The organism is Agrobacterium sp. 10T429, assembly GCF_056393925.1.
The window spans coordinates 91824-106950 of the sequence record NZ_JBFTGV010000008.1; the positions used below are offsets into that span (position 1 = coordinate 91824).

Below are 15127 nucleotides of genomic sequence, written 5' to 3' on the forward strand. Positions count from 1 at the left end.
TTTTCTGAACGATTTACGGAGATGAGAACAATGGGTCAGGCCGCACCTGCCGTAGATTACGACGATATCCCGCTTTTCTTTCTGGAAGCGGTAACCATGGAGGTTCCGGGCAGGACATTGCTGCATCCGCTGACGGCAAGCTTTGCCACCGGCAAGACCATCGGTCTTATCGGCCATAACGGTTCGGGAAAATCGACGCTGCTTAAGATTCTCGCGCGCATGCACGAGCCGACGGCGGGCAAGGTGTCGTTCGAGGGGCAGCCGCTGGGGAGCTGGGGCAACCGCGAATTTGCGCGAAAGCTCGCCTATCTTCCGCAATATACGCCGGCTGCGTCCGGCATGCTGGCCAAGGAACTGGTGGCGCTTGGCCGTTACCCCTGGCACGGCGCGCTCGGCCAATTCACCAAGGCGGATCAGGAGAGGGTGGACGAGGCTATAGAGCTGACCGACACCGTGGCCTTCAGGGACCGGCTGGTGGACACGCTTTCCGGCGGGGAGCGCCAGCGCGTGTGGCTGGCCATGCTGGTTGCCCAGAACGCCGAAAGCCTGCTTCTCGACGAACCCATATCGGCGCTCGACATGGCACACCAGCTCGAGGTTCTCTCGCTGGTGCAAAGACTGTCGCGGGAAAAGGGTCTCGGCGTCATCGTGGTGCTGCACGATGTCAACATGGCGGCGCGGTTCTGCGATGAGATCGTCGCACTGCATTCCGGTAGGCTTATCGCAAGGGGAACGCCGAACGAAATCATGACGCCGGAAACGCTGGAGCGTATCTATGGCGTCCGTATGGATGTCATGACCCATGCTGCGACCGGCTTTCCCGTAGCACTGCCGCTTTGACATCGTTGCAGCAAAACAACGCCCTGACGTACTCGCCTTTAACAGGAATTCCGCAGGCGTTTCCCGCCCTAACAATGTCTTAATGGCATCCTACCGCCAGTAGACATTGTTAACCGTTTTGCTTTCCTTGCACCCAATTCAGTTGTTTTGGATCGATTTCGGGGAACAAACGTTAACAGTGCGGAATTCAATATCCGGAGAGGGCAAGAAGGGCTGCTGCGGGTAGGAATAAAACAGGAGAAAATCAGATGAAAAAGGCTGTTGCCGTAACTTTTGCCGCATTGACGATGGGTCTCGGTGGAACCGTGTCCGCACTCGCTGCCGACCTTGCAAGATATGAGCCGGCTCCGCAGGAGCAGGACGAACGCAATGGCGTCAAGATCGGTTACCTCACCTGCGATATCGGCGGTGGCGTCGGTTACGTAATCGGCTCGGCCAAGGAACTGGATTGCACCTTCCAGTCCACCATGGGCGCGCGTCGCACCGACCATTATACCGGCGCCATCCGCAAGATGGGCGTTGACCTTGGCTTCACCACGCAGGGCCGTCTGGTCTGGGCCGTTTTCGCCCCGACAGCGGGTTACCACCGTGGTTCGCTCGGTGGCCTTTATCAGGGCGCCACGGCTGAAGTAACCGTTGGCCTCGGCGTTGGCACCAACATCCTCGTTGGCGGCACCTCGGGCTCCATCCAGCTTCAGACGGTCAGCGTGACGGGTCAGGTTGGCCTCAACCTCGCCGCAACCGGTACATCCGTGACGCTCACTGCGATGAACTGATCATCGACGTACTGCCCGGCTTATAACGCCGGGCATTCTGTCGCATGTCAAAAAACGCCCTCTTCGTTGTCAGACGGGGAGGGCGTTGTATTATGCGGGGCATGATGATCTCGGCATTCAGAACGCTTCCGGCTTCAATGGCTTTTTTCCTCTGTATTGCTGCGCCGGCATTGGCCGAAGGCGATGCGGTGCACGGGGAAAAAGTTTTCAGCCGCTGTTCCACCTGCCACAGTATCGATGCGCCGCGCACCCGCATGGGACCGCATCTGATGGGCGTGGTGGGCAGGCCGATAGCCTCCGTGGCTGGTTACGGCCATTATTCGCAGGCGCTGAAGGATGCCGGTGCCGCGGGTCGGGTGTGGACGGAGGAGGAGCTGCAAAGTTTTATCTCGAGCCCAAAAAAGGCGATCCCTGGAACCTCGATGCGCTTTTTCGGGCTGTGGAGCGAAACGGATATCGCGGATCTGATCGCTTATCTGAAAACGCATCCGATGCCGCAATAACCTTTAAAGCGGTGCTTCCGAGACGATCTCTTCTGCCTCTTCCACCGTCATCGCCATCACCTTCGCGCCGATTTCGAAGCCGAAGCCGTTGCGGGCGAAGGCAGAAAATTCCTTCGACTTGCGTTTTTCATCAAGCTCGACACGGCGAAAGGGGCCGAAGGCGCGCTTGCGCGCAAAGATGACGGCCGCCACCAGATCGTTGGTTTCCTGCAGTGCGACTGCGGCCGTTTCCCGATCAATGCCCTTGATCTGAAGTTTTTGCGCAAGCCCGCGCTTCGACTTGCCGCTGCGCTGGCCACTTCGCACGGCAATTTCTGCATAAGCCGTATCGTCGAGCGCCTTGATGCCATAGGCGAAGGTCACGGCGAATTCGCCAAGCGCCTTTATCTGAGCGGGGCTGATATCCTCGAATTTTTCCCGCGCCTTGCGGGTGATCGCATCGCGCAGCTGCTTTTCCGTCATCATGCGCTGTTCCAGCCGGTAGAGAGCGGAATTGCGCGCCCATGACAGCATGCGGCTGGTGGGTTCGATAGCCTGCGTTTCGCCATCCAGTGCCATGTCGTCGGTCAGGAAGGGGCTGGAATCATCGGTCATCCCGCTTTTATAGCGCAGTGAAGCCGTCTTGCCAGTTCCCGTCTGCTACATGCCCTCCGGTTTTTCCAGCGTATCAGGGCGTCTGCGCGCCGGTTGCGGCGACGTAGACCGAATAGAGCGATTTCGTTGCGGTGATGAACAGGCGGTTTTTCTTCGGGCCGCCGAAGGTGAGGTTTGCGACCGTCTGCGGCACCTTGATCTTGCCAAGCAGCGTACCGTCAGGCGAAAAGCAGTGCACGCCATCGCCGGCACTGGTCCAGAGATTGCCCGCTGTATCCAGACGGAATCCATCAGGCAAGCCATTGTCGAGATTGCAGAATTCCCGGCCGTTTGTGAGCTTCACGCCGTCCACGACATCGAAAACGCGGATATGGCGTGGGCGGGATACATCATGGCTGTAGGAACTGTCTGCGACATAGAGCTTGGTTTCATCAGGCGAGAAAGCCAGACCGTTTGGCTGCACGAAGTCATCGATGGCGATCTTGATTTCACCGGTTGCGGGATCGAGCCGGTAAACATTGCGCGTCTTCTGTTCGGGTTCCGCCTTGTAGCCCTCATAATCGGAAAGAATGCCGTAAGTGGGGTCGGTAAACCAGACGCTGCCATCGGATTTCACCACCACGTCATTGGGCGAGTTCAGCCGCTTGCCGCCGTAGCTGTCGGCAAGAACGGTGATCGAGCCGTCGACTTCGGTGCGGGTGACGCGACGGCCGCCATGTTCGCATGAAACCAGCCGTCCCTGCCGGTCGCGCGTATTGCCATTGGTGAAGTTGGAGGGGTGGCGGAATACCGAAATCCCGCCATTCGGCACCCATCGCAACATGCGCTCATTGGGAATGTCGCTGAACAGCAGGCAGCTCAGATCAGAAAACCACACCGGGCCTTCCGCCCAGCGGCAGCCGGAATAAAGCTCTTCCAGTTCCGCATTGCCGACAATCAGAAGGCGGAAGCGTTCATCGTGGATTTCGTAAGGGGAGGCGTTGTCTGTGGTCATGAGCGTGGTCCGCTTGAGGGCTTTTCGTTCGGGGTTCAGCGTGTGGCCTTGGGGCCGCTAGCCAGAAGAATGACGGAAATGATGATGAGGCCGGTGAGGATGAGGCGGATGCCCGCGCCGAAACCATAGGTGTTCAGCATCGAGACCACCAGGAACATGAACAGCGAAGCGCCCCAGATACCGGGTACGTTGGAATCGCCGCCCGCAACCGCCGTGCCGCCGATCACCACCACCGCGATGGACATCAGCAGATATTCCGATCCCATGTTGAGTGCTGCGCCGCCGGAGAAGCTGGCGAGCAGATAACCCGCGATCGCCGCCAGTACCGCGCAGAGCACATAGGTGACGAAGCGTGCTCCATCCACCGGAATGCCGGTCATGCGGGCGGCGAAAGTGCTCTGGCCGATGGCGGAAATCCAGCGTCCGTAAAAGGTGCGGTCGAGCAGCAGCCAGGCGATGACCGAGAGGACAAGGGCGACGAGGGCAACATTCGGAATGCCGAGAGAGCTCGACGTGGCAAAGGTGGCGAGTGTTTCCGGCGGCTTGATCCGCAGGCCGCGGTTGGACCAGATGGCGATAGACTGCACGATGAAGCTCATCGAAAGCGTCGCGATGATCGGTGGGATGCGCAGAAGCTTGATCAACGTATAGTTGCCGATGCCGATGGCGATGCCGATCAGGATGGCGATCAGCAATCCCGGCAGGATGAGACCATCGGACACATCCATGAATTTGAGCGCCAGCGTGCCTGATAGCGTCATCGTGGCGGGAACGCAGAGGTCGATATTACCCGGCCCGAGCGTGATGACGAACATCTGGCCGATACCGACGATCACGGAAAAGGCCGCGAAGGTCAGGGCTGCGTGCGACAGGCCGAAGGAGCTGGCGCCGCCGGTGAACATGACGGTAACGATCCAGACCGCGGCCGTTGCGGCGAACGACCAGATCCATGGTTTTTTCGAGAGAGACGAAAGCCCGTTCATTGGTTTTTCTCCCGCTTTTCGAGACGGTTGAGCAGGATGCGGAGCGCCAGCACGATGATGAGGATCGCCCCTTGTGCGCCTATCTGCCAGTCCGGCGAAATGCGCATGAAGGACAGGAACGAGCCGGCAAGGGTGAGCGTCAGCGCGCCGATGACAGCACAGATGGGCGAGACCCGACCGCCGACGAATTCGCCGCCGCCCAGAATAACGCCGGCAATCGACAGCAGCGTGTAGCGAAGCGCGATATTGGCATCTGCCGATGTCGTTAGCCCGACGAGCGCTATGCCCGACAACACCGCGAAGAAACCGGCCAGCGCGAAGGTGGCAGCACGTATGCCGATGACCGACCAGCCGGAGCGCTCGACGGAGCGGAAGTTACCGCCGACGCCGCGCATCAGCACGCCGAAGGAGGAGCGCATGACGATGTAGTGGGCGACGACCGCAATCACGATGCTGGCAACGATGGCAATTGGCACGAGCGGCGGTTTTGCCGTCATCAGCGCCCGGATGAAGGCTGGCGCCTGGCCGCCGGGTGAGGGGAGGATGAGGACGGCAAGGCCGCCCCAGACAAAGCTCATGCCAAGCGTGACGACGATTGAGGGCAGGGCGCGGATGTGGATGATGGCGCCCAGCATCGCATAAACCGCAATCGCACCGGCGAAGATCGCGATACCGAGCAGTGGCGTCGTTTGCAGGAAGGTGGCGGTGACGCAGGCGCAGAAACTGACGAAGGTACCCATCGACAGATCGAGATCGTTGACGGACATGATCAGCATCTGCGCAATGGTGGCAAGTGCAATCGGCACCGCCAGATTGAACAGCAAGTTGAGTCCGTTATAGCTCATGGCGCGCGGCTGCATGTAAAAGACGGCGGCGAGCAGGAAGGCGAGCGAGGCGGCGGGAATGATGAGACGAAGGGCACTGGCGGAGAGTTTCATGCGTGGTCCTCTCCGGAAAAGGAAGCGGCCAGCACATTCTGTTCGGTGATGTCCTCTCCCACCAGTTCCGCCTGAATGGCGCCGTCGCGGAAAACATAGACCCGGTCGCAAAGGCGGATTTCATCCATCTCGGTGGAGTACCAGATGAAGGTGCGGCCGTGGGAGGCTTCGGTTCTCAAGATATCGTAGACCTCCTGTTTGGTGCCGATATCGACGCCACGCATCGGGTCGTCCATCAGCACGGTGCTAGCCGTGGTGGCGAGCGCGCGGGCGAAAAGCACCTTCTGCTGGTTGCCGCCGGAGAGCGAAAGGATTTTGTTGCCCATGTCGGGCGTGCGGATTTCGATGCGCTTTTTCCACTGCGCGCCAAGCTCGGTTTCCTTGCCCCTGTCCACCATGCCGGCGGATGAAATATCCCGCAGCGAGGCGATGGAAAGGTTTTTGAGGATGCTCCACAGCGGGAAGGTGCCGTTCAGACTGCGATCACCCGCCACGAAGGCGATGTCGGTCTTGCGCGCGGGCAGCCAGCTGCTGTTGCGGGCAAGGTAGAGATCGAGTAGCGCTTCGGTCTGCCCGTGGCCGCCGAGACCGGCAAGGCCGATGATTTCACCGCGGAAAGCCTCGAAGGCGAGGCCTTCGCCCCGGCGCGCCGGCATCGAAAGCACCTTCTCTCCCGCCTTGCGGTTTTCGCCCTTTTGCCTGTCCTGTTCCTTGACGACGCTGCCCATGGCTTCCACCAGCGTGCGCGTCGTGAACTCGCCCGCTGCCCGATCAGCGACCACTCGGCCGTCCTTCATCACCACGATGCGGGTTGCTGTCGACAGAATCTCGCCGAGAATATGCGAGATCAGCAGCACGGAGCCGCCGGTGCGCACGAAACTGCGAACATAATCCATCAATTGTTCCGCAAGACCCGCATCAAGCGAGGAAGTCGGTTCATCGAGGATTACCAGTCTCGGCGCATCCGGGGTTCGACAAAAATTGATGGCGATTTCTACCATCTGCCGCTCGGCGATGGAGAGTTCCGCGATCGTCAATTCGCAATCGATACCGTGGCCGGGAAAAATCTCGTCCAGCGTATGCCGGATCATGGCGAGCGCACGTCCGCGCCAGTTCCGCCCGTTCATCGCGGCATGCATGATGCGGACGTTTTCGCTGATCGTCAGGTTCGGGCAGAGCGACAATTCCTGAAACACGCAGCGAACGCCGCTGGCGCGTGCTGCCGCGATTCCTTGACGGCCTTGTTCGCCGCGATAGGAAATGGACCCCTCATGCGGCGTCAGCCCGCCATTGATGACGTTGACGATGGTGGATTTTCCCGCACCGTTATGGCCGACGAGCCCCAGGCATTCGCCCGAACGGATGACGAGATCGGCCCCATCAAGCGCCCTTACCGCGCCGAACACGACCTTCACGCCGCGCGCGGCAACGACTTCTTCCGCCTCGATGATGTCATTCATGAGCATTCACGCCAGTGATCTGAAACTTGGATAATATAGGTGGCAGTTGCGGCGCCCGTTCAGGGAGCGCCGCAATCGCTTGTGTCCGGAAATTGTCCGGCCTATTTGGCGGAGGCGATGGCCTTCTGGGCGTCTTCCTGTGAATATTCCACATTCGCGACGCCGCCCTTCTGGGTGTTCTTGAGGTTTTCCTCAAGATTGCCCTGATCGATGCGCAGGAAAGGTACGGTCAAATCCTTTTTGACATCCTTGCCGTCGAGGATTTGCTGCGCCACCCAGAAAGCGAGCGTGGAAACGCCGGGGGCGATGGAGACCGACATGGTCTCGTAGCCGCTGGCATCCTTCTGCTGCTTCCACCATTGCAACTCGTCTTCGCGGTTGCCCATGACGATGGTGGGTGTCGGGCGCTTGGCGGCGGCAAAAGCCTGTGCTGCACCGTAACCGTCACCGCCCTGCGTCACGACTGCCGCAACTTCGGGAAGGCTCGGCAGAATGCCGGCGACAGCGCGCTGTGCGACGTCCTGCGCCCAGTCGCCATTGACCGAACCGACAATCTTGAACTGCGGGTTCTTGGCGACGGCGTCGACGATGCCGGCATGGATTTCATCGTCCACCGAAACGCCCGCGAGGCCGCGGATTTCGAGCAGGTTGCCACCGTTCGGCATCGCCTTGGCGAGATAGTCGATCTGGCTTGCGCCCATCGCCTTGAAATCAACGGCGATACGCCAGGCGCAAGGCTCGGTGACGATGCCATCGAACGAGACGACGGTAATGCCGGCGTCACAGGCTTCCTTGACAGCACCGTTAAGAGCGGTGGGCGAGGCGGCGTTGATGACGATGGCGTCGTAACCCTGAAGAATGAGGTTCTGGATCTGCGCCGCCTGTTCGGTCGCCTGATTTTCGGCTGTCGTGAAGGCGTCAGCGGCAGCGACCTGCTTGTCTGCAACTGCCTGCTTGGTGATTTTGTCCCAGCTCGTCAGCATTGCCTGACGCCAGGAATTGCCCGCGTAATTGTTCGAAAGCGCGATTTTTTTAGCCGAGGTATCGGCGTGAGCGGTGATCGGCAAAGCTGCGCATGCGACAGCGGCCGATGCCAGAAGCATCTTTCTGAAAGCCATTGATTTTCCTCCCTGGTGGCTTGCCCTTTTTGAGCTCGGAACCCGCTTTCCCGCAAATCTCCTCGGCGGCAGGCGGAATTCCTTTGCACTGGAGCTCCTTTCCCCAGTAAAAGCGAGAATGACCAAGAAGGTTTGGCTTGTACAGGCGGATAACGGCAATCTTCCTGCGGGTTTCCGCAGAAAGGATGCGGGAACCCGCAGGACGAAACGCCACCGCCGGGCGCAGAATAGCCGATACGGGGCAGGTCGCGCCGCCACAAGTTGACAAGGCAGGCGCTTGGGAGGGTGTCCGCACATGCTGGATACGCCGAAAAGCGCTCTTTTCCATCACTACATGGGCATTTCGCGGCTGCTCGCCGGGCAGCTCGAATTCAACGCCATCATTCAGGCGGTCGCTACCGAAATCACCCATATAATTCCTCACGTCCACATGGATGTCTGCATCAAGCAGCTGGATGACAAATTTCACATCGCCTATGAAAGCGGTCTGGCAAGCGCCTGGAGCCGCCAGCCGCCCGCCCTTCTGTCCAGCAGTCCCATCCGTTCCGTGCTCTCGGGCGAGGTGGAATATCTTTTGAGCGGCGATGCCTGCGCCGATCCGCGCTTCCATTTCGAAGGCGCATTTTCCAGCCCGATCATCGAGCTTGATCTGCATAGCCGCCTGCACGTGCCGATGAAGGTGCATGGCGACATTATCGGCGCGCTCAGTTGCTCCTCGCACCAGTCGGATGCCTATACGATGGAGGATGTCGCCAATGCCCGCGCGGTTGCGGATTTGCTGGCGCCCTATTTTTACGCCATCCGCGCCGCCGAACAGGCCAAACGGTCTGCGATCGAGGAGGCGCGCGCCAATGCCCGCGAGGAGGGGTTGCGGCTGGGTGCCCTGCAATTGACCGAAGCGCTGGAGGCCGAGCGACAGCGGATCGGCATGGATTTGCACGACCAGACGCTGGCGGACCTGACGCGGCTTGCACGGCGCATCGAGCGGATGAGCCACGCACCGGACGTGTCGGGCGAGATGCTGGAACCGGTGGTGCGCAGCCTGCAGCACTGCATGCAGGATCTGCGCGAGATCATTGAGGAGGCGAAACCCTCCATCCTGCAATTGTTCGGCGTCGTGCAGGCCATCGAGACCTATGTGGATCGCTCCGTGCGCGACAGCGGCTCTTCTATCGACTGGTCGGTTACGGACGAGACGGACGGTCTTGTTGAGACACTCGACAAGACCGTTGCCATCTCGCTGTTCCGCATCGTGCAGGAGGCGGTCAACAACGCCATCCGTCACGCGCAGCCGGAAACGATTGCGGTGACACTGTCGTTAACGGATGGCGGGTTGCGGGTGACCGTGAGCGATGACGGTAGCGGCCGTGGCGAGGGGGCTGTCTCTGGTGGACTAGGCATCGGCAACATGAAGACGCGGGCACGGCTGATTTCAGCCAGATTCGATATTGGTGGCAATGGCAAAGACGCTGGAACCCGCATTACCGTGACGTTGCCGGAAGGCGCTTTCGACCGGCGGGAGGAAATATGACATGGATGTGCTGATCGTTGAGGACGATGCGCTACACCGCGCCTATCTGAACGAGGCGGTGAGAGCCGCCCTGCCGGAATGCGACAAGGTGCTGGAGGCGGCAAACGGCAGAACCGGCGAAAAGCTGGCGCGGGAAAACCGCGCCGCCCATATCGTCATGGATTTGCAGATGAACGAACGCAACGGCATCGAGGCGGCGCGCACCATCTGGAAGGAGCGGCCGGACACCCGCATCCTGTTCTGGTCCAACTATTCCGACGAGGCCTATGTGCGCGGTGTTTCCCGCATCGTGCCCGAAGGTGCTGCCTATGGCTACGTGCTGAAATCAGCATCTGACGACCGGTTGCGGCTGGCGTTGCGCAGCATCTTCATCGAGGCGCAATGCGTGATCGACAGGGAAGTGCGCGGCCTACAGGAAAAAAGCCTTGGCAAGGCGCATGGCTTCACCGATTCCGAATATGAAATCCTTGTTGATGTTGCGCTGGGCCTGACGGACAAGGCGATTGCGCGCCGCCGTAACCTTTCGTTGCGCAGCGTGCAGAACCGGCTGCAAAGCCTCTACGAAAAGCTGAACGTCCATCAGGCGGCCGGTGATGACGAGGCGGAAGGCCGTTATAATCTTCGAACCCGCGCCGTCACCGTCGCTTTCCTGCGCAAGCTGTTGAATTACAGCGCGCTCGAAAGGGCCGAGCGGGAATTGGGCGAATGGGCGACTGGCCGCTGATTATCACGGCAGGAAGGCAAGCAGACGTCTTTCATCGGCCCTGAGGCCCGAGACCGGCTTTGCGCCCACCTTCAGAATACGGCCAAGCTTCTTCTGCGCCTTCTCCTCCGTCGCTATATCGAGAACGGTAGGATGTACGTAGCTCTTGCGGCAAATGGCGGGTGTGTTGGACAGTTCCGTCGCCGCTGCCTGACACATACCCTTGATGCTGGGTTTTTCACCCGCAGCCACATGTTCCATCGCATGACAGAAGGCCGCAAGCGTTCCGCCCCAGGTACGGAAAGTCTTGGCAGAAATGCCTTGTCCGCCGACGCGGGAAAGATAGGCGTTGAGATCGCTTGAATCGACGGAGTGAACCCGGTTTTCACTGTCCTGCCAGACAAACAGCTCCTTGCCGGGCAGATCGGCGATTTCCTCGAGGATTTTTTGAAGGCGCGGGTGGCGCAATTGCCGTTTCACCTTCTGCCCGCCCTTGGCTGCAAAGCGCAATTCGATTGTCTCGCCGAAGGACACGTGGCGCTTGAGCAATGTGGTTGCGCCATAGGTACCGTTGGTTTCAAGATAAGAACGGTTGCCGACGCGCAGATAGGCGGCATCGAGAAGCAGCGTCAGGGCCGCCAGTGTCATGTCCTGACCGTGATCCTGTTTTGCAATGTCAGCCATGGCGCGTCGCCGGATGGCAGGCAGCGCCTTGCCGAAGCTTTTCAGCTGAAAGAACTTCGTCTCACCGCGCAATGCGTGCCAGTCGGGATGGTAACGATATTGCTTTCGCCCGCGCGCATCAAAGCCCGTTGCCTGCAAATGCCCGGATGGGTCGATGCATATCCAGACATCTTTGTAGGCAGGCGGGACGCCGAGCGATTTGATGCGCTTCAACTCCACGTTATCGGACAGAAGTTCGCCGCCCGGCAACCGGTAACAGAAACCGCGCCCGCGCCTTTCTCGGGCTATGCCCGGCTCCTGATCGTTGACATAGGCAAGTCCGATTTTGGCAAGAAGGCGGGTGGGCGGTTGTGGCATCGTTTTTTCCGGCAGGTTTAAGGTTGCAGGAAACGAGAAACAGGCCGCCTTCGTTCCGGCGGCCTGCTGTTCCGGTCATGACTTTCTCAGCCGGCCTTGGCGATCCGCAAAATTTGCGAGTTGCCGCCGCCGCGCTCTTCGGTCACGGCATAGACGGCGCCATCCGGACCCACTTTCACATCACGAATGCGCGCTTCCAGCGGCAATCGGCTTTCCGTCGCAACCTTGTCGCCGTCAATGTGCAGGATGACGAGGCCCTGGCTCACCAGACCGCCTACGATGAAGGCTCCCTTCCACTCGGAAATCTGGTCGGCGTCGTAAAAGGCCATGCCGGACGGGCCGATGACGGGGTCCCAATAATAAACCGGCTGTTCCATGCCTTCCTTGGCGGTGGCACCTTCGCCAACGGACCGACCGCTATATTCGACACCGTAGGTGATGACCGGCCAGCCATAATTGAGGCCCGCCTTCGGCAGGTTCATCTCGTCGCCGCCTTTCGGGCCATGTTCCACTGTCCAGAGCCTGCCCTGTCCATCCAGTGCTGCCGACTGGAGGTTACGGTGGCCATAGCTCCATATCTCGGGGAGGGCGTTCTGCTGGCCGGCGAAGGGGTTGCCCTCGAAGGCCTTGCCTTCGGCATCAATGCGGAAGACCTTGCCAAGCCCGCTCGACAGGTCCTGCGCCTGCACACGCGGCGTTGCGTCTGAACGTTCACCGACGGTGACGTAGAGCTCGTTGTTCTGGCCGAAGACCAGGCGGGAGCCGAAATGCTTATCGCCATCATAGGTCGGCATCTGGCGGAAGATCACCGAGACGTCTTCCAGTTTTGCTGCTCCACCCTCTTCGGTCAACTTGGCCGATGCGACGGAGGTGCCGTTGCCGCCATCCCGTGGCTCGGAAAAAGAGAAGAAGATTTTACGGGAGGTTTCGAAATCGGGAGCCAGCGCGATGTCGAGCAGACCGCCCTGTCCGTCGGACGCTACCTCCGGCACGCCTTCGATCGCTGGGCCAGCTTTGCCGTCTGCGACGATGTGCATTGCGCCTTCCTTGGCCGCCACGATCATGCGGCCATCGGGCAGGAATTCCATCGACCAGATATGCGGTAGGCCCTCGGCAATGACGGTTTTTTCGACATCCGGCTGAGTGGCGGCTTGCGGCGCACGGGTCTGACCCTCGAAAGCCGGTTTCTGATCCGGCGCATTGGGCCGTTTCGTCTCGACTGCCGGGGCGGTCTGTGCGTGGGCGCCGCCGGCAAGTGGTACGGCCAGCAGCGCGAATAGCATCGTCGAACTCAGAAATCGGTTGTTGCGGAACATGGGTCTCCCTTCCTTTGTCTGCATCGGGCAGAGAACCATTTGGGGAGGAATTCGTTTCTTGCGATAGTTTCAAGAAAACTTGATGAGGCCGTGTACGGGCGGCATCCTCTTTTTTCATCCATGTAAACTTACAGGGAACCGCAAGCCCACGCCTACGTTTTCCCCCTGGTTACACGGAGGGCGCCGCCATGCAGATCATCGACAACAAGAACATAGACGGGAACAGAGCCAAGCCAATTCTCAATGTTGCGGAGTTTTGCCGCCGTTACCGGCTGGACAAGGCCGAGGAGACACGGTTGAGAAGGCTGTTCGGAGAATTCGCATCCCGGCACGAGCTTTTAATGAACGCTCAGCGCAAGCCGAACTTCCGCTGATCAGTCCTCCGGATCGAGAGATTTTCCGAAAATCATGAAAACATCATATCGGGTGTTCTTTCCCGTTATCTGGTGCGAAGGCTTGCGAATGCCGGGCATAGGTTCGGCGCGCAGAGGCCATTTTAGAACCACCCGCTTCGTCGCATGTTCAAGCGCAGCCTCCATAAGCTCTACCTGATCGGGATCGGATCCCACCAGTTCCCGCAGCACCCGCATCTCCTTTTTCACCAGCGCCGTGTTGTGGCGCGGCGGATGCATTGGGTCGACGATCACCACCTCCGGTGAAAGTTCTTTCAGCAGAAGCCGGGAATCGCCCTGCAGCAGCGTCATGCGGGAGGCAGCCTCGGCATAGGCTCCACCCGCCTCCAATGCGCGGCGAATGCCGTCAGCAAGGTGGGCGTGCATACCGGGTGAACGCTCTATCAGCGTAACTTCGGCTCCGAGTGACGCCAACAGAAAGGCATCGCGCCCGAGCCCTGCCGTAGCATCGACGATTTTTGGCGTGCGGCCTTTGGTGAAGCCCGCGGCCTTCGGCAGAGCCTGTCCGCGCCCCTCGCCGGAGCGGAAACGGTGACCGACCGCACCGCCAACAAAATCCACCACGAAGCTTTCGTCTTGTTCTTTCATCGCAGGCCTCAGAAGGGGCAGGGCACGGTATAGGTGACGTCGCGGCCATCCGGGTGACGAAAGCCCACCGCCTCGGCATGCAGCATAAGACGCGGCGCGGCGGCGAGCGCTTCACCTTCTGCATAAAATTCATCGCCAAGGATAGGGTGGCCGAGAGCCTTCATATGCACCCGCAATTGATGGGTGCGGCCGGTGAGAGGGGCAAGTGCGAGCCTCGTAGCGGGAAGCGGCAATCTTTCCAGCACGCGCCAAAGGCTTTGCGCCGGCTTGCCATGGTCGTGGTCCACCCGGTGGCGGGGCTTGTTCTCGGGGTCGATCGCAAGTGGCAGGTCCACCTTGCCCTCTTCACCCTCGACTTCACCCCAGACGACGGCAACATAGGATTTGCGGGTCTGGCGGTTCTCGAACTGGGCGGCGACGGTCGCGTGCGCCTTGCGGTTCAGGGACATCAACACGATGCCTGATGTATCCTTGTCCAGCCGGTTGATCATCAGTGCTTTTGGAAACTGTTTCTGCACGCGCGTCAAAAGACTGTCGGAGAGCGCGGGATCGCGTCCCGGCACCGAAAGAAGTCCGCTCGGCTTGTCCAGCACCAGTAGATCGTCATCCCGGTGCACGATAGTGAGCCACGGTTCGAGCGGCGGATTATAGACGGGGTTGGAAAGCTCAGATGACATTGCGCTTCCTTAGCACAAATCGGGCATGGGGCCAGATGCCCACCGCGCAATATGATTAGTCCGGAATATGAAGATTGACGCGGCCACTGGTCAGATCGCTGATGAGCCGTGTCAGACGCTCGGCTTCCTCTACGGGAACCGAAAGCTGCATATCCGCGCCGGTGCCGGTGAAGTCCTCCTTTTCCACTCGCAGGTTTTGCGTGGCGGCGAGGCGCGATTTTACCAGGGCCAGATCGGAGAACGGGCAGCTCAAGGTCGCGCTGACATAGGCGATGACCGGTGACGTCTCGCCAAGCCGAAGGCAGGCCGCCGCCGTGCCGCCATAGGCGCGCATGAGGCCGCCGCTGCCGAGCAGAATGCCGCCGAACCAGCGGATGACGAGGACCGCGACATTGTCCAGGGCCTGACCGTCGATAGCCTGAAGGATTGGCTTTCCCGCCGTGCCGGAAGGCTCGCCGTCGTCACTGAAACGATAGGTCTGGCCGGTTCGCCATGCCCAGCAATTGTGGTTTGCGTCGAAGTCAGAATGCGCCGCAAGGAAGCTTTTCGCATCCTCCTCGCCAGTGACAGGTGCTGCAAAGGCAATGAAGCGGCTTTTCTTGATATCCTGCGAAAAGGTGACGGGTCGGTCGAGCGTGAACATGCGCGCTTC

At 60.0% G+C, this 15127-nt stretch carries 17 protein-coding genes; 6 read left to right on the forward strand and 11 right to left on the reverse strand.

Annotated elements, in window-relative coordinates; all coding sequences use genetic code 11:
- The first annotated feature begins 30 nt into the window (after positions 1-30).
- From AC1DCP_RS18300 to AC1DCP_RS18310, 3 genes are all read left to right on the forward strand, one after another.
- Entirely contained in the window at positions 31-840 is an 810-nt protein-coding gene (locus tag AC1DCP_RS18300) for an ATP-binding cassette domain-containing protein (RefSeq protein ID WP_004431665.1), read from the forward strand.
- A gap of 248 nt (positions 841-1088) precedes the next feature.
- Positions 1089-1616 carry a DUF992 domain-containing protein gene (locus AC1DCP_RS18305; RefSeq protein ID WP_004431668.1) on the forward strand — a complete coding sequence of 176 codons (528 nt, stop codon included), beginning with the start codon at positions 1089-1091 and terminating at the stop codon, positions 1614-1616.
- Positions 1617-1708: 92 nt separating this feature from the next.
- Positions 1709-2119 carry a c-type cytochrome gene (locus AC1DCP_RS18310; RefSeq protein ID WP_004431671.1) on the forward strand — a complete coding sequence of 137 codons (411 nt, stop codon included), beginning with the start codon at positions 1709-1711 and terminating at the stop codon, positions 2117-2119.
- 3 nt (positions 2120-2122) lie between these two features.
- On the opposite strand, the gene recX is transcribed toward AC1DCP_RS18310, so the two are convergent.
- The 6 genes from recX to AC1DCP_RS18340 all read right to left on the reverse strand — a co-directional run bounded on the left by recX (position 2123) and on the right by AC1DCP_RS18340 (position 8206).
- Positions 2123-2713 (reverse strand): recombination regulator RecX, encoded by a 591-nt coding sequence (gene recX, locus AC1DCP_RS18315; protein ID WP_004431673.1) that lies wholly within the window; start codon positions 2711-2713, stop codon positions 2123-2125.
- 73 nt (positions 2714-2786) lie between these two features.
- Complete coding sequence (locus tag AC1DCP_RS18320; RefSeq protein WP_004431678.1) at positions 2787-3707, reverse strand: SMP-30/gluconolactonase/LRE family protein; 921 nt, start codon at positions 3705-3707, stop codon at positions 2787-2789.
- Positions 3708-3742: 35 nt separating this feature from the next.
- Positions 3743-4690, reverse strand: a complete 948-nt coding sequence (locus tag AC1DCP_RS18325) for an ABC transporter permease (RefSeq protein ID WP_004431681.1) — start codon at positions 4688-4690, stop codon at positions 3743-3745.
- Positions 4687-5628 carry an ABC transporter permease gene (locus AC1DCP_RS18330; RefSeq protein ID WP_476774545.1) on the reverse strand — a complete coding sequence of 314 codons (942 nt, stop codon included), beginning with the start codon at positions 5626-5628 and terminating at the stop codon, positions 4687-4689. Before AC1DCP_RS18330 ends, AC1DCP_RS18325 begins: the two co-directional genes overlap by 4 nt.
- A complete protein-coding gene (locus tag AC1DCP_RS18335; RefSeq protein ID WP_004431687.1) occupies positions 5625-7088 on the reverse strand; it encodes an ATP-binding cassette domain-containing protein in 1464 nt (487 codons plus the stop codon). Before AC1DCP_RS18335 ends, AC1DCP_RS18330 begins: the two co-directional genes overlap by 4 nt.
- 101 nt (positions 7089-7189) lie before the next feature.
- Entirely contained in the window at positions 7190-8206 is a 1017-nt protein-coding gene (locus AC1DCP_RS18340; RefSeq protein WP_476774546.1) for a substrate-binding domain-containing protein, read from the reverse strand.
- Positions 8207-8501: 295 nt separating this feature from the next.
- Here AC1DCP_RS18340 and AC1DCP_RS18345 point away from each other — a divergent pair, with 295 nt between their 5' ends.
- Together AC1DCP_RS18345 and AC1DCP_RS18350 are read left to right on the forward strand one after the other, a co-directional pair.
- Complete coding sequence (locus tag AC1DCP_RS18345; RefSeq protein ID WP_476774547.1) at positions 8502-9737, forward strand: GAF domain-containing sensor histidine kinase; 1236 nt, start codon at positions 8502-8504, stop codon at positions 9735-9737.
- Position 9738: 1 nt separating this feature from the next.
- Positions 9739-10461, forward strand: a complete 723-nt coding sequence (locus AC1DCP_RS18350) for a response regulator transcription factor (RefSeq protein WP_004431697.1) — start codon at positions 9739-9741, stop codon at positions 10459-10461.
- A gap of 3 nt (positions 10462-10464) precedes the next feature.
- Here the strand turns inward: AC1DCP_RS18350 and AC1DCP_RS18355 are convergent, their stop codons facing one another.
- Both AC1DCP_RS18355 and AC1DCP_RS18360 read right to left on the reverse strand, forming a co-directional pair.
- On the reverse strand, positions 10465-11481 hold the full coding sequence (locus AC1DCP_RS18355; protein ID WP_019566557.1) for a DNA topoisomerase IB: 1017 nt from the start codon (positions 11479-11481) through the stop codon (positions 10465-10467).
- Positions 11482-11567: 86 nt separating this feature from the next.
- Positions 11568-12797: a PQQ-dependent sugar dehydrogenase gene (locus AC1DCP_RS18360; RefSeq protein ID WP_004431704.1), complete on the reverse strand. Its 1230-nt coding sequence runs from the start codon at positions 12795-12797 to the stop codon at positions 11568-11570.
- Between the two features lie 188 nt (positions 12798-12985).
- Between AC1DCP_RS18360 and AC1DCP_RS18365 the strand changes: the two genes are divergently transcribed.
- On the forward strand, positions 12986-13171 hold the full coding sequence (locus AC1DCP_RS18365) for a hypothetical protein (protein WP_004431706.1): 186 nt from the start codon (positions 12986-12988) through the stop codon (positions 13169-13171).
- Here AC1DCP_RS18365 and AC1DCP_RS18370 read toward each other — a convergent pair whose 3' ends face one another.
- The 3 genes from AC1DCP_RS18370 to AC1DCP_RS18380 are packed head-to-tail and all read right to left on the reverse strand — an operon-like array spanning position 13172 to position 15118.
- Positions 13172-13798 (reverse strand): class I SAM-dependent methyltransferase, encoded by a 627-nt coding sequence (locus AC1DCP_RS18370; protein WP_004431708.1) that lies wholly within the window; start codon positions 13796-13798, stop codon positions 13172-13174.
- Positions 13799-13806: 8 nt separating this feature from the next.
- Positions 13807-14475: a pseudouridine synthase gene (locus tag AC1DCP_RS18375; protein WP_004431711.1), complete on the reverse strand. Its 669-nt coding sequence runs from the start codon at positions 14473-14475 to the stop codon at positions 13807-13809.
- A 55-nt stretch (positions 14476-14530) separates the two neighbouring features.
- Complete coding sequence (locus tag AC1DCP_RS18380; protein WP_019566553.1) at positions 14531-15118, reverse strand: IMPACT family protein; 588 nt, start codon at positions 15116-15118, stop codon at positions 14531-14533.
- Positions 15119-15127: the final 9 nt, after the last annotated feature.